The 24,719-nt window shown below is 40.9% G+C and carries 18 protein-coding genes and 1 pseudogene; 14 read left to right on the forward strand and 5 right to left on the reverse strand.

What is annotated here, in order from left to right; all coding sequences use genetic code 11:
- The first annotated feature begins 222 nt into the window (after positions 1-222).
- The 8 genes from ABJL82_RS06055 to gyrB all read left to right on the forward strand — a co-directional run bounded on the left by ABJL82_RS06055 (position 223) and on the right by gyrB (position 9,478).
- Positions 223-1,137, forward strand: a complete 915-nt coding sequence (locus ABJL82_RS06055) for a 2-oxoacid:acceptor oxidoreductase family protein (RefSeq protein WP_347273833.1) — start codon at positions 223-225, stop codon at positions 1,135-1,137.
- A complete protein-coding gene (locus tag ABJL82_RS06060) occupies positions 1,131-2,015 on the forward strand; it encodes an MTAP family purine nucleoside phosphorylase (RefSeq protein ID WP_347273834.1) in 885 nt (294 codons plus the stop codon). Before ABJL82_RS06055 ends, ABJL82_RS06060 begins: the two co-directional genes overlap by 7 nt.
- Positions 2,016-2,254: 239 nt before the next feature.
- The gene (locus ABJL82_RS06065; protein ID WP_347273835.1) at positions 2,255-3,490 is read left to right on the forward strand and encodes an amidohydrolase family protein; all 1,236 of its coding nucleotides are present in this window, start codon (positions 2,255-2,257) and stop codon (positions 3,488-3,490) included.
- Entirely contained in the window at positions 3,487-3,819 is a 333-nt protein-coding gene (locus ABJL82_RS06070) for a DUF2835 domain-containing protein (RefSeq protein WP_347273836.1), read from the forward strand. The genes ABJL82_RS06065 and ABJL82_RS06070 overlap by 4 nt, the downstream gene beginning before the upstream one ends.
- 36 nt (positions 3,820-3,855) lie before the next feature.
- Positions 3,856-5,274 carry a chromosomal replication initiator protein DnaA gene (gene dnaA / locus ABJL82_RS06075; protein WP_347273837.1) on the forward strand — a complete coding sequence of 473 codons (1,419 nt, stop codon included), beginning with the start codon at positions 3,856-3,858 and terminating at the stop codon, positions 5,272-5,274.
- 193 nt (positions 5,275-5,467) lie between these two features.
- On the forward strand, positions 5,468-6,568 hold the full coding sequence (dnaN, locus tag ABJL82_RS06080) for a DNA polymerase III subunit beta (protein WP_347273838.1): 1,101 nt from the start codon (positions 5,468-5,470) through the stop codon (positions 6,566-6,568).
- Positions 6,569-6,674: 106 nt separating this feature from the next.
- On the forward strand, positions 6,675-7,016 hold the full coding sequence (locus ABJL82_RS06085) for a DUF721 domain-containing protein (protein WP_347273839.1): 342 nt from the start codon (positions 6,675-6,677) through the stop codon (positions 7,014-7,016).
- Positions 7,016-9,478: a DNA topoisomerase (ATP-hydrolyzing) subunit B gene (gene gyrB / locus ABJL82_RS06090; protein WP_347273840.1), complete on the forward strand. Its 2,463-nt coding sequence runs from the start codon at positions 7,016-7,018 to the stop codon at positions 9,476-9,478. Before ABJL82_RS06085 ends, gyrB begins: the two co-directional genes overlap by 1 nt.
- 21 nt (positions 9,479-9,499) lie before the next feature.
- On the opposite strand, the gene ABJL82_RS06095 is transcribed toward gyrB, so the two are convergent.
- The gene (locus ABJL82_RS06095; protein ID WP_347273841.1) at positions 9,500-11,086 is read right to left on the reverse strand and encodes a multiheme c-type cytochrome; all 1,587 of its coding nucleotides are present in this window, start codon (positions 11,084-11,086) and stop codon (positions 9,500-9,502) included.
- 819 nt (positions 11,087-11,905) lie between these two features.
- Here ABJL82_RS06095 and ABJL82_RS06100 point away from each other — a divergent pair.
- From ABJL82_RS06100 to ABJL82_RS06110, 3 genes are all read left to right on the forward strand, one after another.
- The gene (locus ABJL82_RS06100) at positions 11,906-12,112 is read left to right on the forward strand and encodes a hypothetical protein (protein ID WP_347273842.1); all 207 of its coding nucleotides are present in this window, start codon (positions 11,906-11,908) and stop codon (positions 12,110-12,112) included.
- A gap of 303 nt (positions 12,113-12,415) precedes the next feature.
- Entirely contained in the window at positions 12,416-12,658 is a 243-nt protein-coding gene (locus ABJL82_RS06105) for a hypothetical protein (RefSeq protein WP_347273843.1), read from the forward strand.
- The gene (locus ABJL82_RS06110) at positions 12,658-13,290 is read left to right on the forward strand and encodes an MBL fold metallo-hydrolase (protein ID WP_347273844.1); all 633 of its coding nucleotides are present in this window, start codon (positions 12,658-12,660) and stop codon (positions 13,288-13,290) included. Before ABJL82_RS06105 ends, ABJL82_RS06110 begins: the two co-directional genes overlap by 1 nt.
- Positions 13,291-13,325: 35 nt before the next feature.
- Here ABJL82_RS06110 and ABJL82_RS06115 read toward each other — a convergent pair whose 3' ends face one another.
- Positions 13,326-15,680, reverse strand: coding sequence for a fused MFS/spermidine synthase (locus tag ABJL82_RS06115; RefSeq protein WP_347273845.1), 2,355 nt, complete (start codon positions 15,678-15,680; stop codon positions 13,326-13,328).
- A 186-nt stretch (positions 15,681-15,866) separates the two neighbouring features.
- Between ABJL82_RS06115 and ABJL82_RS06120 the strand changes: the two genes are divergently transcribed.
- From ABJL82_RS06120 to ABJL82_RS06130, 3 genes and pseudogenes are all read left to right on the forward strand, one after another.
- Positions 15,867-18,389, forward strand: coding sequence for a YfhO family protein (locus tag ABJL82_RS06120; protein WP_347273846.1), 2,523 nt, complete (start codon positions 15,867-15,869; stop codon positions 18,387-18,389).
- A 66-nt stretch (positions 18,390-18,455) separates the two neighbouring features.
- Positions 18,456-19,159, forward strand: a pseudogene (locus ABJL82_RS06125) (transposase).
- Between the two features lie 134 nt (positions 19,160-19,293).
- Positions 19,294-20,430: a glycosyltransferase family 1 protein gene (locus ABJL82_RS06130; protein ID WP_347273847.1), complete on the forward strand. Its 1,137-nt coding sequence runs from the start codon at positions 19,294-19,296 to the stop codon at positions 20,428-20,430.
- Between the two features lie 68 nt (positions 20,431-20,498).
- On the opposite strand, the gene ABJL82_RS06135 is transcribed toward ABJL82_RS06130, so the two are convergent.
- The 3 genes from ABJL82_RS06135 to ABJL82_RS06145 all read right to left on the reverse strand — a co-directional run bounded on the left by ABJL82_RS06135 (position 20,499) and on the right by ABJL82_RS06145 (position 24,716).
- Positions 20,499-21,329, reverse strand: coding sequence for a glycosyltransferase family 2 protein (locus ABJL82_RS06135; protein WP_347273848.1), 831 nt, complete (start codon positions 21,327-21,329; stop codon positions 20,499-20,501).
- Positions 21,330-21,438: 109 nt separating this feature from the next.
- Positions 21,439-22,770: a hypothetical protein gene (locus tag ABJL82_RS06140; RefSeq protein ID WP_347273849.1), complete on the reverse strand. Its 1,332-nt coding sequence runs from the start codon at positions 22,768-22,770 to the stop codon at positions 21,439-21,441.
- Between the two features lie 551 nt (positions 22,771-23,321).
- A complete protein-coding gene (locus tag ABJL82_RS06145) occupies positions 23,322-24,716 on the reverse strand; it encodes a radical SAM protein (protein WP_347273850.1) in 1,395 nt (464 codons plus the stop codon).
- Positions 24,717-24,719: the final 3 nt, after the last annotated feature.

A 24,719-nucleotide genomic window follows, 5' to 3' on the forward strand; every position in this document is an offset into this window, starting at 1 on the left:
GAGATTTAAGATTCAAAATTAAAAATGAAGCGGCTCTCTTTGTCTTTACAACCGTGACTAAACATAATTTCAAAGAACAGAGTAAAAATTATGCTTACGCAAAAACCTAACCGGACAATGCTGAAAAATACCCAAAAAAACGTTTCCTTGCCTGTAAACTATTTTTTTAGGTATAATCCTGAACGACGTTAAAAAATTATTTGAACCGGATAATTCTTAATCATGAAAACAGAAAATACCTTTACTTACAGGATACGATTTCACGGAAGAGGCGGCCAGGGCGCAAAAGTTGCCAGCAGAATACTGGGGACAACAGCCTTTTTGGGAGGATTTTATGCGCAGGACTTTCCGCTTTACGGGGCGGAACGCAGGGGCGCACCGATACTCGCCTGTACACGTATTTCTTCAGAACCAATACTGGAACGGGGAGTAGTAAGCGACCCCGATGGTATCATAATAATGGATGAGACCCTTTTGGACGATACCGCAGCAAATCCTTTATCAGGATTAAAAAATGGCGGCATTGTTTTTATCAATACCACCCACACCCCTGATGAAATAAAAACAAAATACCATCTTGCCGGACAAACAATAACGCTTGACATTACAAAAATCAGCCTTGAAATGCTGGGGAAACCCATTCTAAGCACACTGGCTGGGGGTGTTGCGGCAAAGATTACCAGGATGGAAGAAGGTTTCTTAAGACAAGCCGTCGAAAAGGAAGTGTCTGAAATAATACAGGATAAGGGCCTAATCGAAAAAAATATCAAGGCCTCTCTTTATTGTTTCCATACCATTTCTCCGGTAATGATCGATGCAAAGGAAATTGTTCATAAGGATAATCCCGTCTTCTCTGTTCCTTTTGAACCCGCAACTATTTCAAGCCCTGCGGTATATTCCGTAGCAAACACTCCCCGGAGAAAAACCGGCAACTGGAGAATATTTAAACCCCAATGGAATTACGATGCCTGCACAAAATGTATGATATGCGTCAACAGATGCCCGGACGGCTGTATTTCCGTTAATGAAGAGGGTTTTCCCTTTGCCGATTATGACAACTGCAAAGGGTGTATGATCTGTGCGGAAGAATGCCCGGCAGCGGCGATAGAAAAAAAACGGGAGGTTCACGCTTGGTAAACAGCACCAAAGCCTCCCTTGCGGTAATTGGCGGCAGCCAGGCCTATGATTTGCTTCTTAACGGTTGCATTAAAGGCAAAAGGCTGGGGGAGATCAATACCCCTTACGGGCGGTCGCAGCCGGTATATTTCATCAGAGATGCTAATGCAGAAATGCTTTTTTTATCGCGTCATGGCGAAAAAGGATACAGCGTTACCGCACCCTTTGTTAACTACAGGGCAAATATCTACGCACTAAAAGAACTGGGCGCCAAACAAATAGTGTCGTGGTCAGGACCCGGCGCTATCAATGAAAACTACAAAATCGGCGAATACGTATTGATAGACGATATTATCGATGAAACGCATGGCAGGGAATCAACCTTTTATAAGCATCTGGGAATCGGATTTATACGCCAGTTTCCTGTTTTTTGCACCACCTTAAGGGAAAGTATCCTGCACACACTAAAATCTCTCGGTATTGGCGTTGCCGGCAAAGGCGTCTATGTATGCACCCAGGGGCCGCGGCTGGAAACACCCGCTGAAATAAGAAAATATAAGTTGTACGGCGGAGACCTTGTCGGCATGACGCTTGTTCCCGAAGTCTTTCTTGCCAAAGAACTAGAAATGTGTTACGCACCTATCTGTTACGTCACAAACTACGCGGAGGGAATCGCAAGCAGACCTTTTAAAGCGGGAGAATTGTTTGAGGGACTCGCAACTGACAGCGACCGCGAAGCGGTGAGAAATGCTGTCGCACTTTTTCCTCAAATTATAAAGAAAATAGCAGAAAATAGTAGCCAGCAAAAAATGATCTGCCAGTGCCAATCGTTAATGGAACGCTACAAACGCAGAGGAGATATCAGCCCTGATTGGCATAGCTGGGTAGCAATGCCTTAGTACTATCAGTAATTTCTTTGCATTTTTTGGCAAAATATTTAATAGTCCCTTTTGCAGTCTGCAATCTACAATCTACAGTCGGCAGTCGGCAAATTGCAAATTGCAGATTGTGGATTGCCGATTGTAGATTGTAGATTGCTACGGTATGACGGAAAATTCCGAGTCCCTTAACATGAACGTTAGGCACATACCTTCTGAAAGCATTTCGATTATCTTTTGCAATACAAAGCATATTATCCATGATAGTCATAAAGGCAAAATATCTTGTAAAAGACAATAACCACTACATTGAAAATGGCGCCATAGCTATCGAAGGCGCCAAAATACGTAAGGTGGGCACATTTGATGAAATCAGGAATCTGGCGGATAATGCGGCAATTATTGATTTGAAAAATACTGCGTTGTTGCCAGGGCTTATAAACGTACATACTCATCTTGACCTGACGGAAAGTAAAAACCTTATTGCCCCCACCAACAATTTCACACACTGGGTATTTCAACTAATCGCGCTAAAATCAAGGTGGAAAGCAGACGACGCCATTGCTTCAATAAAAAAAGGAATCGCATTGTGTATCGCCGGCGGCACAACTACCGTGGCAGATATTGCCAGTGCTGAACACTCGTTTTCCGTATTGGAAAAAAGCCCGATTCGCAAGGTTGTTTACAAAGAGATCATTGGCCTGAATCCTGCATATGCGCAAAAAATAATAGCAAAAACTTCCCTGGAATTGGCGAAAATAAACGCCACAGATCTTTACCATACAGGCATTTCTCCCCATGCCCCTTATTCTGTTTCGAAAGAACTGTATATGGCCGCTTCCCAACTTGCCAAAGAAAGAAACATCCTGATTTGTACCCACATAGCAGAAACAGAGGATGAAATTGAATTTCTCGCAAAAGGAACCGGGCATTTGCCTGTTTTGCTGCAAAAATTAAAGGCAATGCCCGACGGATGGCAACCTCCGGAACGTAAGCCCATACAATATTTATATGAAGCGGGGGTATTAAACGAAAAAACACTGCTCATTCATTGCAATTATCTTACAGAAGAGGAGATTCAATTACTACATGCATCAGGCGCCAGCGTAGCTTTTTGCCCAAAAAGCCACCACTTCTTCGGACACAAAAATCATCCGCTGCCAAAACTGCTGGAAAAAGGGATCAACGTAGGATTAGGCACGGACAGTTTGGCAAGTAATGATACATTAGACATACTGGAAGAGATGAAATTTTTACATACCCATTATTCATTATCGCCTAATGTACTATTTTCAATCGCCACAAAAAATGGCGCAAAGGCGCTGGGGATGGAAACAACTATCGGTCTGCTAAAAGAAGGCTTTGAAGCGGACATGTGCGGCGTCAGATTGCCCGACAACCCGACCGGCAGCGTCTATGATCAAATACTTGATTCATCGGCTAAAAATATTTTTACCATGATCGCAGGCGCTGTTTGTTATCATGCAAGTGAATGAAGAATGAGAAAGATGAAAGTATTTGGCGTAATGTTATAGAATATTTACCCTATTTATCGCAATTTAAAATGACCCCGACACGGTGTTTTCAATTTTCACTCAATATTTCTCCGGATGAATATCTGGCTTACTATAAAGGCACTGCTAAATACATACAGACAACCACCATGTCCGGCGAAACAATAAAATTCCCCGCATCGTCGTTAAAAAAATACCTCACTCACAATGGCATACATGGACATTTTGAAATAGAAATATGCGAAAACAATAAATTATTGAATATTAACAAGATAAACGTAAAATCAGATAAAAATGGCATATGGCTTTGATCTTTTATCATAAGGAAAACAGACAGACGGCTTCCCATGTATAATGATAACGGCACACAACAATTCAATCCCTCCTCATATGGATTTAAAACAACACAGGTACTCACCTGCACAGAAAGTGATTACCTGATTGAAAGCATTCGCGCAGAGATACGAAAAACCGTTCCTCCGGAACAATTTGACCAATGGTTTTCCCGCATGGAAATCTCCTCTATCACCGATAACAGCATTACGTTTGCCGTGCCAGGCGATTCCATAAAAAACCGGATATGCGGAGATTACCTGGAATTCATTTCGAATATAGTGTATAAACTGCTGCACCCCTCATTTGAAATCGACATTATTTCGGTGGAAAAACCTGCCATCACAACGCAAATGCAATTACACCCCAAAGATAATGACATCTCTCATGCAAATGCATCGTCTATGAATATTGTTTCTCCCTCATCAATAAATAAAAGATATGCCTTCGAAAACTTTGTTGTAGGCGCATGTAACCGTATGGCTCACGCAGCGGCAGTTTCGGTTGCCGGTTCTCCGGGATATGCATATAACCCTCTTTTTATCCATGGCGCCAGTGGATTGGGGAAAACGCACCTTATGCATGCCATTAATAATTTCATCATTCAGCAAGGCCGTTTGAAGACGTTCTATTTATCCTGTGAACATTTTGTAAACCACTACATTTCCGCAATACAATCCAACAACATGGAAGCATTTAGGAAGTTTTACCGGAATGTGGACGTGCTATTGATGGACGATATACAATTTTTTGAAAATTCCTGCGGAAGCAGGGAAGAGTTTTTTCATACCTTCAATGCCCTTTATAATGACGGAAAACAAATTGTAATCACAAGCGATTATCCCCCGGAATCTATTGCATACATGGAAGACCGTTTGGTATCCCGCTTTAAATGGGGGCTTGTATGCGGCATTAGTGCGCCTTCCCTTGAAACACGAGCCGCAATTGTTGAAAAAAGGGCTGCCGCCTGGAATATTAAGGTTTCCCATGAATCCGCCGTATACCTCGCGGAAAATATACCTGGCAATATCCGGGAACTGGAAGGCGCCATTGCGCGGCTGAGCAATGAAGCAAAGGCAACAAATAACGCCGTTTCTTTCGATTTCATCAGAAAGGTCTCCCGGGAAATATCGGGCAGTAAAAAAACCGTTAGTATTGAAGCGGTTCTCGGCGCTATCTCAAAAAAATTCAATGTGAGCGTTTCAGAGCTTTTATCGAAGCGCCGTACGCGTACCGTGGCGCTGCCAAGGCAAATAGCTATGCATCTTTCGAGGAAATTAACCAATATGTCCCTTTCAGAGATAGGGGGTTACCTTGGCGGGAGAGACCATTCAACCGTAATACATGGTGATGAAACTATCATCAAGAAGGCAGGGAATGATAAAAATCTTTCGTTTATTATACAAAAGCTGGAAGGTGAATTGTTGAAATAAGTAACACGTTAGTCTTTTGAAATTATTTCATATTTCGATATTCGCATTTCATATTTGGTTGCGGCCAAAGGCTGCGCCAAGTAGTCTGTTGTTTAAGTTTTTTTTACCGGCCAAAGGCTTCGCCTTACCGGCATGTGTATAGTAACAAACACGTGTTTACCCCTTTTTCACCTAAAAACCAGGAACCATAACAATGAAAATACTATTTTCAGGAGACGCTTTACATAAAGGTTTTAGCTTAACGGCAAGTGTTGTACCCTCTTCCGCCATGAAACAAATTCTGCAGGGTGTAAAGCTGGAGGTGGCGGACAACTGTGCCGAGTTAACCGCAACAGATCTGGAAGTGCTTGTTAAATACAGGATACCGGCAAAGGCATGCGAAGGCGAAGGCGGTATTGTGCTGCCTGCATCGAGGGCTAATAATATTTTTAGGGAATGGGCGGGCAACGAAGAAATTTCCGTATCGGTAGAAGCAGGCCATTGTACATTGCAATCAAAGGGGGGAAGTTTTAAGATTTTGGGGGACGACTGCCTTCAGTTCCCCAATATAACAAAAACAGACGTAACCTCATTTGTCGAAATAGACGGTGAAATACTTGGCAAGATGGTGGAAAAGGTTGCATATGCGGTATCTTCCATAAAAGCGCTCAGCATTTACAGCGGGATATCGGTTAAAATTTTTGGCGACACCATTATCATGGTAGGCTCCGATATGAACAGGCTGGCAGTGGTAAAACGAAAGGTCCGTAATCCGGAAAACGTTTCCATGTCGGGAATAGTGGGCGTAAAATGTCTGACTTTTTTGCAGCGTTTTGTATCGGAATGCAAAGGTACATTGATGGTCGGGTTGGGCGAATCACAAATACATTTCATCGGAGAAAAAGGAGAAGTAATATCGCAACTCATAGAGGGAAAATATCCAAACTATGAAGAGGTGATACCCAAAAATAACGATAAAAAGATTGAAGTAAACCGGGATGAACTATTATCCATAGTAAGAATGGCGTCATTTGTCACCAATGACGAATACCGGGTGGTCGAATTTTCATTAACAAAAAACAAACTGTCAATCTTTTCGAGCGCCGCAAATGTCGGGGAGGCTGCATTGGAAATTGCTGCGCAATATGACGGGCCTGATTATACTAATACCTTCAATCCCGATTACATTTTAGATTTTTTAAAGGCTTCAGATTGCGAAACGATCACCATTGAACTTGGCGAAATCGACGATGCAGCATTGTTTAAAACCGGGCATGAAGAAATAAACGTCATGATGCCCGTTGAATGGAAGTAATAAGTCGCATCACAAGCTTCAAACAAAAATGTTGAATTTCTAAGTTTAGTCATTGGTCAATTTAGGGTCGACCCTGCAACATTTATACAATTATGGATTTTTGCTTATGAAAGATGAATTGCGCGACCGATACTTTATTAACAAAAACAAGCCCAAACAGATTGGCGATTTACTAAAGGAACTCTTTCCTCCCAAAACCCTCTCCCGCACAAATTCCCTTCATAATAATATCAGTAACGCCTGGCGAAACATAGTCGGCGATGAAATATACCAGATCACCAGGATTGATGGGTTAAAGAACCGGATTTTGTATATAAATGTTGAATCCTCCGCCCTGATTCACCATTTGACTAACTTTGAACGGCATGCTATAATTCAAAAGATTAACGAGTTAATGGGGAAAAAATCTATAGATGACATTCGTTTTAAGGTGGGAAATATAAAATAATGACGAACAATGATATTTTGGACGCCGTTTTGGAAGCAGATGCCTATGATGCAACGTCAATAAAAACATTGGGGGGGATTGAAGCCGTCAGAAAGCGCCCGGCAATGTATATTGGAGATACCACCGCCAAGGGGTTGCACCACCTGGTTGAAGAAATCGTTTGCAACAGCGTTGATGAAGCCCTTGCCGGTTTCTGCGAAAACATTGCCGTAAAAATGAATACCGATGGCAGTGTAACCGTTGTTGATGACGGACGCGGCATCCCTGTTGACATACATAAGGAAACAAACAAATCTGCATTGGAAGTCGTTATGACAATGCTGCATGCCGGCGGTAAATTTGAACACAAGAGCTACAAGACATCAGGGGGATTACACGGCGTCGGGGTGTCTGTCGTAAATGCCTTAAGCGAGTGGCTTGAAGTGGAAGTAAAAAGGAATGATCATGTATATTTCCAGAGATATGAGAAGGGGGAAGTTATTACCCCGGTGGAAACAAGGGGTACAACTAAAAAACGGGGCACAAAAATTGTTTTTAAACCAGACCCTGAAATATTTGAAGACACCACATTTTGTTATGAGACGATCGCAAAGCGGTTGCGGGAATACGCATTTCTTAACAAAGGGCTAAAAATAACCTTTACCGACGAAAAAACGGATAAAAGCGAAACGTTTCAATACGAAGGCGGTATAAAGGCATTTGTAGAAGAACTGAATAGCGGCAAAGAAGTGATCCATAAGGATATCATCTATCTGGAAAAGGAAATTAATGATATCGTCGTGGAAGTGGCCTTTCAATACAATGAAAGCTACAACGAAAATATCTATTCGTTTGCGAACAACATAAATACGGTGGAAGGCGGCACTCATTTAAGTGGTTTCCGGGCAGCGCTCACCCGAACACTAAACAACTACCTTAAAAATAAGAAAATACAAAGCGAGGAGAGAGCCCCCACGGGAGATGATTACAAAGAGGGGCTTACGGCAGTAATCAGCATCAAATTACCCGAACCTCAATTTGAAGGGCAGACAAAAACAAAACTGGGGAACAGAGAGGTCCAGGGTATTGTAGAAACAATCATCGGGGAACAGCTTGGCATATATTTCGAGGAAACACCGGCAACGGCAAAGGCCATTATTAACAAGGGAATCGAAGCCGCAAGGGCAAGAGAAGCCGCAAAAAAAGCCAGGGACCTTACCCGAAGAAAGGGAGCGCTAAGCAGTTCTAACCTTCCCGGGAAACTGGCTGACTGCTCTTCCAGGGATTTTGAAACATCGGAGCTTTTTTTAGTGGAAGGCATCTCTGCGGGCGGTACCGCAAAGCAAGGGAGAGACAGGAGGTTTCAGGCAATCCTTCCGCTCAAGGGCGTCATATTAAATGTTGAAAAGGCGCGTATTGACAAAATGCTCAGCAATGAAGAAATCAGAACCCTCATATCCGCTTTAGGCACAGGCATCGGGATTGATGATTTCAACCTGAAAAATCTGAGATATGCAAAGATCATTATTATGACGGATGCAGATATTGACGGCGCTCATATCAGAACCCTTTTGCTCACCTTTTTTTTCCGCCAGATGATCGAATTGATAGACAAGGGACATGTTTACATAGCGCAGCCGCCGTTATTTAAAATAGTCAAAAACAAAAAACAGGAATATATCTATGACGATAAAGGACTGCAAAAAAAATTAATCACGTTCGGCATAGAAGGAACGGTAATGGAAATATGCAGTGATAAAAAAGAGACGCTCGACAGCCAAACGTTGGAAAAACTATTGCCACTCCTTGTACAGATGGAAGAGCACATTAAATTTTTAAGCAAAAAGGGTGTCTCTCTTAGAAAATTTTTGTCGCTGAGAAACAAGGAAACGGGAAGACTGCCTTATTATAAAGTAACATACAAAGACGAAATAACGTATCTTTCTTCGGAAGAGGATCTGGAAGCATACATAAAAGTGAAACAACAAAAAGAAGGAAAAGAATTGGAAATCCTGGAAGAAGATGATATGGCTGATGGGAAAGAAAAAGGAGAAGGCGGGGCAATCGAGGTAATTGAATATCACGAATGCAAGGAAATGGAAAAAACAATCAATATGATAGAGGGTTTTGGATTTACAATAGATGAATATTTTCGCGGACAAAATGATGAGAAACCAAAATTCAAATTAATAGCCGGCGAATTAGAGATTAATGCATTCTCTCTCAATGAAATACTGGAAAAAATAAGGGAAATCGCAAGAAAAGGCATGGAGATCCAGCGTTATAAAGGTTTGGGAGAAATGAACGCAGAAGAACTGGCGGAAACAACCATGAACTTCAATACAAGAACGTTGCTGAAAGTAAAAGTTGAGGATGCTGCAAAAGCAGATTCAATTTTCAGCACCTTAGCCGGCAAAGACGTTCAAAGAAGAAGGGAATTTATAGAAAAACATGCCCTGGAAGTACGAAATTTAGATATATAATATTTCATTTAGTCTCCTCCATTATTTCCCCCATTCTTTCCTCTTTACTCCCAGGAGCATGTCTGTGTATTCTCCATGCTTCCAGAATGGAGGGGCGGTATATTTGATTCCCAGCGTTTCTTCGATTTCTGCGAATCGTTTGAGTTTGCCTGCCTCGTCTTTTATCTGTACCAGCCATCTGTCCTGCGCCCATTCCCAATATCCGTAAATGGGACTATAATAGGCGTTGTGCGCCTTCGCCTTATAGATAGCACCAGTGATATCCACCAGCATCTCATATGTAAGCCTTTCAATGTTGGAGACGTTATACTTTCTCATTTCTCCTTTCCCCGGCAGGAGGCTGAAGATGTTATGTCCCCTCGAATCAGGCGCCAGGTCGCTGGGCATTGGGTCGATCAGATTGGCTTTGTAGAGCGCAATAACAATCGCCATTGCTTCCCGGTATTTTACAAAACTCAATTTCACCGCCTCGTCCATTGCCTCTAAATGGTCCCGTGCGAATCTTGGAGAATGGCAATCTTTACAAAGCACAATCCAGGCGTCTCGCGCCTCTTTATACCGGTATGTTCCCCGGTCAACCAGAGAGGTACCCATATAGGTATATACCGTTGACATGCTCCGCACATTATGGTTTCCTTCGGGCATATGGCAATACGCGCAGGTAGGTACGGTGTAGTTTTTCGCGTTAAGGGGTCTCGACCAATCCCATGTCTGTCCCTCGCCCTGATAAATCATCCCATGGAATGACTGCATGTACATTTCATACTCGTACTGTTCAGGCCCGGAATGGCATACCCCGCAGCTTGTTGGTTTCCTCGCCTCGGCGGCAGAAAACCTGTGGCGTGTATGGCAGCCATCACACCTGTTCTCCGCAATGGCATGGCAGGCAAGGCACGCGGCGGTTTCTTCCGCAGGTTTTTCCATCTGGCAGCCCTGATCAATCAACTCAAGGTGATAGGCATGGGCATGCGAACCCCTGCCTCCATCACGGTGTCCCTTCAGTTGTTTTTCATGGCATTCTCCGCATACAACATATGAGGGCATTATCAGTTTTTCGTGATTTTTCCCGTGACACCTGTCGCACCCGACAATCTCTCTTCCTTCAGAAGTAGCGGCATGTTTACTCTGCCGCCACTGGGTGACAAGCCCCGGATTTTCTAACGTATGGCAGATGATGCACTGTTCATTTTCGTATTCTCCGGTTACGGCACTGCCGGGATGAAACGCTTCGGTATTGAAGTAATAGTCAGGGTCATACCATCGTATTACCGGCAAAAATTTGTAAAAATCCTGAAGTTTCCCCTTTCCCGGAAAGAGTTTTTTAGGGCCGGTATAATAACCTGACAATCCCCCCGCATGATATACATCGCCGGAATCATCAGGCCCTACCTTTTCCCCCAAAAGCCCTGCCATTTCATGACGAAGCTGCATATTGCCCAATATTGGTTTCTTAGAAGCGGAAGTAATAATTCTCTGGCTTTTCTGGCTGGGTGGATTCAATTCGGGCACGAATGATTGCGCAAATATACGGCAGGGAACAAGCAGTAAGAAAAAGAAGAGGGCAAAAAGATACATCGGCCTTCGATAAAAAACAGGAAGATTCTTCATTATTTTACCTCCTAACATGGACAAGCCAGAACCAAACAAGCACAATTAAATATTTTAAGAAAAAGTGCATAGAAATAGGTTTTAAGGTACTAAATAACATTGCTGCAACATTTTATTTCCCGTGTAGGGTGGATTAAGGAGCGGCTTTTTCGCATCGAATCCACCAATAATAATGGAACTGTGTATTTTCTGTCACTTAATCCACATTACTGTCTAATGGATTTTACCCACACCTTATGAGTGAAAACCTATCATATTCTTGCGCAGGATGTAAGAATAAAATGTCGCTGTAGTGATAATTTGATCTATTCGCCTATCTAAAAATTCCCGACCTATGTTCTAAATGTACATTACATTGATTATATCGCTTTTGCCACAAAACGCATTTTTTGCGCCAATACCCTGAAAATGTTGCCCTCCTTAGAAACCCTTGTCTAATAATTAAGATAATGGCAAAATTTGCATCATTCATGTAACGCTCATTAAAATAAATACTTATATCATATTCATGGAGATTTTTGCCTGAAAAAAAGCGAAATTAACACCTTTTTTAAGGGGAAAAGCTTGATTCCCTCAAAAACAATCCTTAACGATTTTTATTAGCATCTCATAATAGCTTTTAAATACATAAATTGTTTTTTTGATGTACTTTATATCCCCACAGTTTCTAGTTTTTCCCGGGAAAAATGTATCCATTTTTCAACATACGCATATGAATACATTCTTCGGGCACTATAATTGCTAAAAGTGATATCAGAATTTTTATAAACATTCATCACCAATAGTTATTTAATTGAATAAAAGAGGAGTGAATTGTTCATGAAAAAATATAGCAAAAAAGATTGTTCTGTCTGCGTTGAATACCCTTATGGTTGCGATGATTGTTACAGTGAAATGAAAACTTTTATGACAACAAAAAACAAGCTGTTGCTTAATAAAAGGCAGCATACCTGCCTCACGAAAATACAAGGGGGATCGAAAATATCATCCCTGCGAAGGCAGGATTCCGGTAGTGTCAATCCATGAATTGCCGCTACACATTTCCGGATGCCCGATTACACGGGAATGAAAGATAAAGATGGTATCTTCAGTATGAAACAAACAAAAAGAATCAATGTATAATAACCAAAACAGTCAGATACTCTACTAATAATGAGTTATTTTACGGTACAGGGGTGTTTTAAAGCACATAAAGCCCCGCTAATTTCCCCATTAGATAAAGTGTGCAACTCTCCTTTGTTCAAGGAAAAAGATAAAAAGGTTTTTTGTTGATTATACGTATTAAATACTATAAAGTTTGCGGGAAATAATTTCAGGAGGGAGGAAACAATGATAGCAGAGAAAGAGTTGAAGCAGAAAATATTTGTGTGTCCTCATTGCAAAGGGACGAATTTTATTTTCCTTGGCATGCAAAGGCAAAAGGGATTATTTAAAGGCCGCGAATTGTGGAACTGCAAAACGTGCCACAGTACTTTTGCCAGAGAAGCTATCGATGTAGATAATTTGGAAGAAAATACCTCTTTTAACAGCAAGACCTTTCCATTCTATTACAAGGCGCGTTTTTCCTGCTGATGAAATCACCGGATATAATCTTTGAGACATTAGAAGTTGGCCCATTATCGGTTAATTGTTACATTATCGGTTCCAGGTCAGATAATACTGCCGCAGTAATAGATGCAGGCGGCAATGTGAAAGAAATTGTTAAAATCCTCAAAAAACAAAACCTTACCCTGAAATACATTATCAATACCCATGCGCATTTTGACCATGTGGGCGGGGTAAGCGAGCTTCATGCGCTAACAGGCGCACCGTTTTTACTTCATCAGGGAGACGTCCCGCTTCTTGACTTTCTTGACGAACAGTCAAATTATTTTGGATTACCCCCGATTCCCAAACCCAAAGTAGACCGCTACCTCATTGATAACGAAGAACTCCCCCTCGGAGATGAAATAATACGCATAATCCATACCCCCGGACATTCCCCCGGCTGCGTGTGTTTCCTTTTTAATAACGCAATTTTTGCAGGAGATACATTGTTTTCAGGTTCTGTGGGAAGGACAGACCTTTACGGAGGCTCTCACGATACGCTGATTAACTCAGTAAAAACCCGATTATTCACCTTGGAAGACCACGTATTGGTATACCCCGGACACGGCCCCGTTACCACAATTGGTAAAGAAAAGAAACATAATCCTTATTTTTAAATTCTTTGTATTTTAATTGATTCGTTGCATTTCCTTTACGATACAAACCTTGTCGTTCGTGAAATATACACGAAAGCAAGCAATGCCAGGCTTGCGGCATTCGACGCCGCCAGTATAAAACATGTGCCGTATAATCCAAGAAGCGGCAAAAAGAGCACCCCGGCCAGCATCGATCCCAAAAAGGCGCCAATATGGTCAGCGCCGTCAGTTACCCCAGCCGATACGGCAATGTTGTCATTACACTGAGCGCATATCTTATTGGCAATGGGGAATTCTATGCCGGTCAAAATGCCTGTAACCATTACCAGAAATACCAACACCGTTTCAGCAATAACGGAATAAGCAGATATTGCGGAAATCAGGAAAGGCACAATGATTGCATAACCGGCAATCATTCCTTCCATCATCATTAAGACCTTTATCCAGTCTGAATTCCTTTTCTGTATCATCTTATTCGCCGCATATCCTCCGCATGCCAGCCCTACCATGAAAAGAGCGATGATGACGCCAATCCTTTCATAAATATATCCATAAATATTCTGAAAGGCATAGAGAAGGACAATCTCAAGCGCTATGCCTGTAAAACCTGTTGTTGCAAGTGCGACAAGGGCATGGGTTTTGGTGTGAACGGTGTTGAACAACCGGCCATTCCGCCGTTTCTTTTTTGCGTACAGGAATAGTATTCTCCCGGCAAACGCAAAGACTATGGGAAGGAGAAAAAAAATCATACCGGCGTCTTTCAGTTTATAAAAGAAACCGTGCAGATACCCCCCGGCAAAGACGTCCCACAATACGAGATTAAGGAAATAGGTGACTGGTTTTGCATCGGTATTCATAACCAAATCCTTCCGCATTTGCAATTGTCTTTCAATAAACGCAACCTGTTCCGGCGGGAGTAGTGTGTAGAAAAGATATTCATTAAAATACTCTGACTGCACCCCCTGTTTTTTATATCGTTCCATAAGGGTTTCCAAATCAAGGGTAACTATGCCTTCTTTGTTGCATGCGAAATAGAAATTAGTTTGACCGGGCGTTACTTTTACCTCCCGAAAAGTTTCGTGAAGGGTTCTGTATAATGAGCCGGTGTAGCTCCCTACTTCTTTGCCGATATACGTAACCGCAGAACTTGCCGATGTTACCACTATGCCGTCAGGTTTCAGGATAGTTTGTATTTCTTCCAGAAAATTCCGGGTGTAAAACCGGTTTAGAAATGCGGTGGAAGGGTCAGGGACGTTTACAAAGACAATATCGCAACAGTGCCTTTCCGCAAGATGCTTTACGTAATATCGCCCATCCTGGTAAAAAATGTTTATTCTTTTATCAGACAATGTATTTATCTCCGTGGGAGATAAATATTGTGCGGCAATGTGCAAAAGTTCCTGATCAATTTCAACATAATCCAGCCCTTCAACGGGATAAAGAAGCATTTCCGTCAAAAGTCCCCCGAAACCGCCGCCGATTACCAATACCTTTTTTGGCGATGGATGCTGCGTCATCACCAAATGCGCAATTTGTGCGTAATCATATTCATTGGGAAAGGCGAAGGCATAGTGCCCATTGAGATAAACATTGTATTGTCCCGCCTGTTTGCCGATGTCAATATGCTGATATTTTGAATTCGCTGATGCAGTTAGTTCAATGTTATGGGCAAAGGTATTCCACCGCATTTTGGCTGACCATGCATCAATCCTTTCCGGAACCGGTGAAAACCAGAGTGTAATCATGCCCGCCGTTAATCCCAGCGCCAGAAAATAGAAAGTCACTCTTCTTCGAACCCTTTCTTTTTTTCGTTCGGCGCGCAGCATGAGGAACAAGACGAAAAACATCCCGGCATTCATCAGGACAACGATTTGCATCGAATGAAATTTTGAGACGAGATAAAAGGAAAACATCAAACCGCCAACAAGACTGCCCAGCGATTCGATTACGTAAACCGCTCCGATATCGGTAGCGGCGTCTTTGGTCGATCCCAAAACAACCTTTGCCGAAAACGGAAAGACGACGCCAATAATAAAACTAAAGGGCAAAACCATGCTTACGGTAATAAGGATAAGAGGCAAGAGGGATACATACTCGCCACTTCCGATGTTCATAAGCAAGCGCACTCCGCGTATTGCCACAATCTGGACGGGCAGGACAAGGCACATGGAGAACAAAAAGAGGATAAAAATTATCACAGGTTGTTTAAAAATGCGCTCCAGCTTTGCGCCGGAAAAGGTGCCTGAAGCTATTCCGAGGAACCATGCGCCAAATACAATGCCCAGGCAAAGCTCGTTACCGTAAAATATGTTCAGGAATTCACGCATCAATATTACCTGCGCGATGGCCGCATAACAGCCAATCGCCGCGATACACAGAAATGTTAAGAGAAATGAGTTTTTACTTTGCATGTTTTCGCTTGCAATGGAATACGAAAAAAGTAAACTGTTTCGTGTGGTGGCGATTTGGCGCATGGCTCATCGCTCATGACAATCAGCTATTAGCTATCAGCGCCTCTACAATTTATGTTTAGGACTTTCACTATTTTTGTAGAGACGCATGCAATGCGTCTCTACATTTTATACCGATACTACATAATGAAAACTACTCCTTATAATTCTACTTTGCTTTCAAACGAAGGCAAGAATATTGCCTGGTCGAAATATGACTGGTATGCCACCCTTACATTGTTGCTACTCACGTTGGCATATTTCCACAAGGTCGTTATTCCTTTCGATGCCGTTATTCTGAGTGACCAGAACACCGATACGCGGCACCAGCTCTTTTATTGGAGATATTTTGGTTTTAATACACTGGCAAAGGGTACACTGCCCCTTTGGAATCCTTATATCTACAGCGGATCACCCTTTGTTGGCGGCATACAGTCCGCACTGTTTTATCCGTTTAATCTTATTTTTCTCCTATTTCCCATTCATGTTGCAATTAATTACAGCATCATCCTGCACGTATTTTTGTCCGGAGTGTTTACCTATCTCTACATGAGATATCTTCGTTTTTCCGGAGCAGAAAGGCAGGGTGCATCTCCTTTGAAGAACAGAGAGGCAGGCGGGCTATCCCGGACCAGCTGCATAATTTCTGCCATTATCTTTATGTTTTGCGCTCCGCAGATATTCCACGTCTATCCCGGTCACCTGCCAAACCTGTGCACTATGATATGGCTGCCGCTTATTCTCTTGTTTTCTGAGTTTTTTATCCGAACCAGAAATCTTTTGTATGCCTTTGCCGGAGGCGTTGCCGTTGCCTGCAATATATTGGCAGGGCATCCCCAGTATTTCTTTTATACGGCAATTGCCGTATCGCTGTACTTTATCGTGCGTATTCTGCAGGAGTTTGCCGGACACAAAAACCGGAGGCTGGCGGGTTATTCACTTGCCGGCATTTTTGTCATTTATATTACAGGCGCCCTCCTTTCTTCGATACAGTTGCTTCCGGCCTTTGAAATGGTGAAGCACTCCACCAGGCAAACACTCACGTATGAATGGGTGGGGCAGTTTTCTTTTTTACCTGAAAACTTTATTACCCTCTTTATCCCCGATTTCTTTGGCGATTTGTTTAATGCGCCGTATTGGGGGCGATGCTATCTATGGGAAATGTCATTATATACAGGCATTCCTTCTCTAATATTATGCGGCGCAGCCTTACTTTGTTTTAAAAATAACTATACCAGGGTGTTTTTAATACTTGCACTGATAACCGCAATCCTCGCCCTGGGCAGATTTACCCCGCTTTTTAAAGCGCTTTACACTATTGTGCCTGGTTTTAACATGTTTAGGGGGAATTCCAAGTTTATATTCATCGTCGCCTTCTCTCTTTCTGCACTTGCCGGTTTCGGAATGGAACATTTACAAAACGCCCCATTTGTAAAAAAGAAGATAAAAACGTACCTCTTTATTCTCATTGGCATAGTTGCCGCAATAAGCATATTTTTCATCATATTCTTTTTATGTAATGTGGGGTTTGGCGAGTGGTATGGCATTATCCACAAAATCAACTCACTGGGCGACCGCTACACAACTCTGCCCGAACTGAACGACGCCGGTTTTCTGCAAACGACCTTTGCCGTAGCCGGCAAGAGCGCAATAAAAACCGTAATAATAGCAATACTCAGCCTGCTCATTATCGGAGTTTGGAGAAACGGAAGGGTACATAAAAAAGTGCTCATTCCCATGACTATCGCATTGCTATTCGGAGATTTGTGGATGTTTGGAAACCGCTATATGGTCACATTTGATCTTCAGGAGTGTTTTTGGAATAAAGAAGTAACCGATGTCTTGAAGAAAGACCCTCACCCGTCCCGCATAACAACGATCGGACATTTTGAGTTGAATCAGGGCATGGCGCACGATATCGCAAATATAGGAGGATACGACGCCAATGTGATAAAGGAGTACAGCGAGTTTGTTAATCTGCTAAGCGGAAAGCCCTTTGAACAGCCAAACATAGTAATGGAGGTATCTAACATTTCCAAACTGACCAACCTCCTAAATGTGAAATATCTGCTGCTTCCCTCAAACGTAAGAATAAATCATCCGGACTTTACATTATTATACACGGACACCAGATACGCCATTTTTGAAAACACCCATGCACTGCCGCGCGCTTTTATTGTCCGGAAGGCAAAGGAACTTCATAGCAGAGATGCAATATTTAAGGAACTTTCAGGCGATGCATTTCAACCGGAAGAATATATTATTGTAGAAGATCCATTGCCGCCTGTCCGCACTGCCGGGTTGCAAAACATACGAAACGAACCATTGCCGGAAATACTTGAATATACGCCAAACAGTGTAACAATTAAGGCGTCTCTTGCGGCAGATGGATACCTTGTCCTGGGCGATACTTATTATCCGGGATGGAATGCCTATGTGGACGGGAGGAAGAGCAGGATATATAAAACAAATTACGTGATACGGTCTGTCTTCCTTGAAAAAGGAGAACACATCGTCAGGTTTTTGTACGAACCAAAATCTTTTGTCATTGGCATGATAATTTCCCTCTCCGCGTTTATTCTCATAATCCCCTCATGCGTTTATTTAGCGGTATACCGAAAAAACCCTTGGGAAGTGTCCCCATATTTTATATTCCCCACAATGGTATGAAATTTTTGGAGATGTGGCTGGCTACTGTCCCCCGCTGGCGGGGGATCAAGGGGGTGGACTGGCAGAATTAGGAATTTTGGCAGGCACATAATCTGCATATCCATAACGAGCAACAGCAGCAAGCCGCCCTCAAGTGCCTCAAGTGATCCGAATCGCAAGAGAGAAAGCAAGGCGAAGGGTGAAAGGAAGGCAGGCGGGCAAAAGGGCCGTGATGGAGTAACGCTCAAAAAAGTAGACAATCCTGATGAGGTGGAAGTAATGAAAGTAGAATTGTAGCGTCATTTCCGGAAGGGGTAGCAAAGGCGGTGCAGTATGGTCCGGATTTGAAAGCGCATGCAGTCTATATGTCGCAGTATCAATTGATACCCTACAAGAGGATACAGGAGTATTTTGAAGGGCAGATTGGGATACCGGTGAGTGAAGGTTCTATTTACAACCTTAACAGGGAAGCCTACGAGTCTTTGGAACCCTTTGATGTGAGAGACAGAGAAGAACTTACAAAATCAGAGGTGATGCATGTGGATGAGGGTGATGTGCTGAGGTTTATGGACAATAAAAATGTCCCCTTTACGAACAATTTGGCAGAAAACGATATCAGGATGACGAAGGTTCAGCAGAAGATATCGGGCTGTTTTCGTTCTTTGGAGGGAGCAAAAATTTTCTGCCGCATTCGGAGTTATCTCTCGACCTGTCGAAAACAAGGGGTAAATTTGAGCCGGGCATTACAGATGCTATTCCGTGGTGAATTGCCTGCTTTTGCCAGCTCGTAGCGACAGTGGGTGAAAATACGCTGAATAGATACTCGCCCATGCTTTTTCAAAAAACTAACGCGTTACATTTCTATTCATTCCCGTACATTTCATGTAAATTAGTGTAAATTCGTGGCTAAACGCTATAAATAAATATGAAAATAGCAATCAATACAATGTCTGCCGTTGCCGGCGGAGGTGTTACTTATATAAAAAATCTTTTAACATATCTGTCAAAGTTAAATACACATCACCAATTTCTTATCCTTACAACACCCAAAGGAAAAGAAACATTTTATTTTCAACATCCGGATTTTAAATTCTTGTCTTTTAGAATACCCTCAAAAAGTTCGATACTACGCATCTTGTGGGAACAACTTATTCTCCCTTCCTTCCTGAAAAAAGAGAATGTTGATGTCCTTTTTTCTCCTGGGAATATATGTCCCCTTTTTTCAACAATACCAAATGTTGTTATGGTACAAAACGTTGAACCATTTAACAACGAGCTCGCAAAAGGGCAGGGTTTGATTCAAAAAATAAGATTGAAATTATTAAAATCATTAACAATACTATCGCTCAAGAGGGCACAGCGAATCATTTTCCCTTCTATGAAAGCATATGCTATTACAGAAAAATCCGGGACATTAGCCCGGCATGCGGAGGTCATTTATCACGGTATAGATAAAGAAGTATTTTATCCCCGTACTGAAGATAAAACATCTTATCTATTAAAGAAAAAATATGGTTTAGATAAGTTTATCCTTTATGTATCTCACATTCAGAGATACAAAAATTTCTTTGAGCTTATAAAGGCGTTTATACTACTGAAGGGTAAGATCGATGATGACGTTCAACTTGTGTTTGCGGGAAAGTGTTTTGATAGGGAATATTACGATGAAATGAAGGCTTTTATTGTAGAGCAAGGATATGAGACCCGAGTTGTATTTTTAGGCAATGTTCCCTATGAGGAATTGCCTTATCTCTATTCTAGCTGTGTGATTTTTGTTTATCCTTCAACCTGTGAATCATTTGGAATGACTTTGGTGGAGGCGATGGCTTGCGGTGCTCCGGTGCTTGCTTCTCAGATGGAACCTATGACAGAGATTTGTGCAGATGCTGCTATTTATTTTGATCCAATGAACCCGGTTGCAATTACGGATGCGATATTTAAGACACTAAATAATCAGGAGATGACCTCTGTCTTGTCAAGAAAAGCAATAGAAAGGGCAAAAGCTTTTTCATGGGAAAATAGTGTGCTCGGCGCAGTAAAGATTTTTGAAAGTAGTATTTAAAATTCTATAAATACTAGAATATCTTATTATTCTCCATATCATGCAAGTTTTCTCTACCAAATAATTATCTATCGATACGTGCGTTTTTGCCATAGATAACCTCTAAAAATTGATAAGGTCTTTCTACCAAAAATTTTTAAAATAAACTGCCTGGCTAAATAACGTGTGAAGCTGTTTGCACAAATACACGTTTCGTTAATGGTTGATGAAAGCGTGTAAGATCGGCGAATCGTCCAATCTTCGACGTTAAAGGTTGAACCACCCTTTCCACCGGCTCGCATGCGAACAAGTACATCATTGAGTATAATCCATGGAATATTGGCCTTGAGACATCTCAGCACAAAATCATAGTCAGCGCCTATTCGATAACGGGTATTAAAGAGTCCGACACGTTCATACACCTTACGTCGCACGAATGTAGCCGGGTGCTGTACAGTTAAACCTTTATGCAAATGAAGTAAGCTCGATTTTAAAATAACCTTAGCACCATCAGGAGAATCTTCCCACACTTCAATCGATCCGGAAACTATACCAACATCGGGATTACGTGAAAATGCGGATGCAACACGATCAAGTGTACCCGGCAACCATGCATCGTCACTGTTAAGAATGGCAATAATTTCACCATTTGCACGACCAATTCCTTTGTTCATGGCATCATATATGCCGTTGTCTGGTTCTGACTGCCAGCCTGTTAGAGCTGGTGGGTATTTTGCAACGATGGTTTTGGTGTCATCCGCAGATCCACCATCTTGTATAATAATTTGAAGATCAGGCCAATTCTGGCCTACGATGCTTTTAAGAGCATCTTCAATGGTCTTTGCGCTATTAAACGTTGGAATAATTACACTAATTTTCACAGGTAATTTATGCGGACCTCTCTGTCTTCTTTTAAACAATAATGTTTCATTTTATTCCTTACCGAGTCCTCAATTCCTTGCGTACTTTTCAGCTATATCATTATAATGCTGCTGGCACACAATGATTTTATTAATAAAAAACCTTTCTTTATTGATAGGCATATAGAGTATAATTTTTAAAACGTTTCAGCGGAGTAAGCATCTGCTGGACGGAATTTTGACAGATAAAAATAGTATTGTGTCCTTTTATTTGGCCTTGTTTTTCAAAACTTACGTTAAATACTTTATTTGGTAACAATGTAAGGGGAAATACCCCATCACAAAAAACAACATCATTGTTTTGAAAATTAGAAATGATATAGTTTACAATTTCATTTGGTTCATCGTAAAATTTTTCATTCGAACCCCATTTGTTCAACACGTGATAAACAAAGTCAACTTTCGACTGTTTACCTAGCAAATAATTGACATAACCAAATCTGCCAAGCTGTAAAACGCTATAGGCTATCATTAATACAGAAAAAAGACAAATTGCATACTTGTAAAGTGGTTTTTTCAAATCAACCAACAGATACAATAATAGAAGGTATGGCGGGAAAATACCAATAAGCGAACGTGCTTGTGGAATCTTTGATAACCAAATGAAATAATATAACAGAATAAACACAAAAACGAAAAAAAGAATCCTAATATGCCATAGGCGTTTTTTAACGATAAAATAGAACAAAATTGGGAAAAAAGAAAGATACAAAATACCAATATGGGCAGAACAACCTCCCTGACAATTCCGAGTCGATATTATAAATACGGCCTTTATTGGCGCTAAAAGACCAGTAAATTCATTTATTGGTATTTTACAGTCCGGTGTAAAAGGATAAAACAAATGACCCATAAAATAAGTTCTCACATAAAAAGGCAATGCATACATGAATGCCGATATGCCAGAAATAGAGATTAATGTAATATATTTTTTGTTTAATACGCTATAATTGCTAATAAACAGCGCTATAAAGAAAAAGCCTAATATGGCCAATCCTAAATGATTTACCGAAACAAGTGCCCCACCTACTAGGCTCACAAATAAAATATATAAATTGTCAGAATTTCTTTTATTGAAATTCAATAAAAGAAAATATAAAAGTGTTGTGCATAAATAACCAATAAGAATATATGGCCTTCCTGTGGAGATAATATAATTCATTAATGGATTGGCTAGAAAAATGCATAAAACCAGACAAAATGAATTAAAATTAATCCTACCTTGACTGAGAGCACTTAAGCACAACCCATACAGAGTCCCTACCATAAGAAGAACTAAATAGAAATTAAAAATCGAGGCAATATCTAAAGTTCCGAAATAAGCCAAAAAAGCGATGAGACTCGGGTACCATAAAGACTCACGGCCATGCGGAAGAAAATTCCCTGCTGAGAAATCTCCGCCCGATATATATAGCTTAGGCAGATAGAGGTACTGCCTCATTGAATCCTCATCAGCTATAGGAAAAACACACCGTATAAAATATATACTTAGTAAAAAAAATAGTATTACAAACTCCATGCAGAACAATTTATTAAAAGAACAAAGGAAGAATTGACTTCTTACCTTAAAAATAATAATTTTCTTTCGATTTATAATAGTAAACACTATTAAAGATATTAATAAGATTGCAAATATTGAACTTACCGTAAAAAAATTAATTCCAAAAACCAAGAATATGTTATAGATAGCGAACGATAAAATGGATATTCCAAATGCAATAGCAAATAGAAAATTTTTAAATACAAAACGACCCAAACCATAAGACACACCAAAAAAAAACAATAAAATAATATGATTTATAATATTTTCAAAAAGCATAGTAAATCCATTCAAAAATTGTTTTAACTTTAGTTCGGGCAGATATTAAAAACATAGATAATAAAGTTCCGTAGATCAATATAAATACAATATCAATAAACAAACTTTTTTTCTTCATCTTACATCTGCAATATCTTATAAATTTTATGAAAAGAATTCTCATCAAACAAAAATCACCGAATATATTTCTTCCAAAATATAGCTGGAATTGCCCTGTAGTAGGTTTCAATGCGTGAAAAAAACATCTCGTAGGGATGTATCAAAATCTGTTTTACAAAGGGAAGGCTTATATAAAATTTTCTGTAAGCTTTTTTTGCCATGGTCTCTAGTTCCTCTGTTAATAATTCAGGGTAATGCGGCATATTGTCCTTCAACCAGCCTTTTTCTTTTAATTCGTTATGAAACGGAGTTCCTGGGAATGGAATCATCAATTGAAATTGGGCGGTGTGCGGTCTTATCTTACAAGCCCATTTTATAGTTTCCAGAGCAGATTTTTTCGTTTCACCAGGAAAACCGATGGCAAAATCACCATGTATTCTGAGGCCGGCATTTTTTGCATCGATGGTAAATTTGGTCATTCTGTCTTTAGTCACTCCCTTTTTAATTTCTCTTAATATACCCTGATCAGCCGATTCAAAACCAACATGCAAGTTCAGGCAATTCGCTCTTTTCATTAATTTTAAGACATCGTACGACATATTACCCCTTGCATAGCACGACCACTTGAGTTTTATCCCAGCCCGCAGTTTGGCTTCAGAAAATTCCCTTGCCCTTTCTTCTGTAAATGTATCATCTTGAATCATAATAGACTTTATTTCAGACATTTCTTTTGTAATAAATTGCATTTCCTCAATAACATTCTCGATACTTCTGCAATTATAAACAGGGCCTTTAACATACGAATTTACCCACAAGCAATACGTACAATGTCCCCATTTACAACCCCTACCCGTCATAATATCCATAAAAGGGTAGGGTTCAGATATGGTTTTATACTTGTAGACATCCAGATGTTTTTTGAAAAACCGTGATAAAAAAGGGATTTGGTCTAACTGTTTAGTGTCAAGATAAGGCTTTTCTGGGTTTTGAATAATTTCATGCCCATCTTTGTACACCAAATTAGAGATCTCAGCATGTTTCTTTCCTTCGATAATCTCCTGCACAGGTAATTCGAATTCCCCAGTAATAAGATATTTTACTCTTTTTGCTTTTTTCAATGTCTCCTTTGGAAAGGTAGAAGCATACGGGCCGACAATAACTGTCTCACAACCAATTTGTTCTGTCAGCTTATCAGCGAATGCCACATCATTATCCTCACTTATTCTTCCTGTATAAACGATAAGCCATTCTGGTTTATAATCAATAACTAGCTTCTCAGTAGTTTGATGATCCAGGTTGTATGATGGGGCATCAACAAGTTTAACGTTATGTCCGCACTTCTCAAGCCATGCACCGCAATACCCTAATAAAAGCGGATACCATTGGGTTCCCGATAGAGAAACAAAATCACAACGTGCATTGCGCATGTAACCACGAAGAAATGGGGGAGAAAGCAATAAAACTTTCACGAA

The organism is Candidatus Kuenenia sp. (assembly GCF_039794105.1).
In the GTDB taxonomy this organism is placed as follows: domain Bacteria; phylum Planctomycetota; class Brocadiia; order Brocadiales; family Brocadiaceae; genus Kuenenia.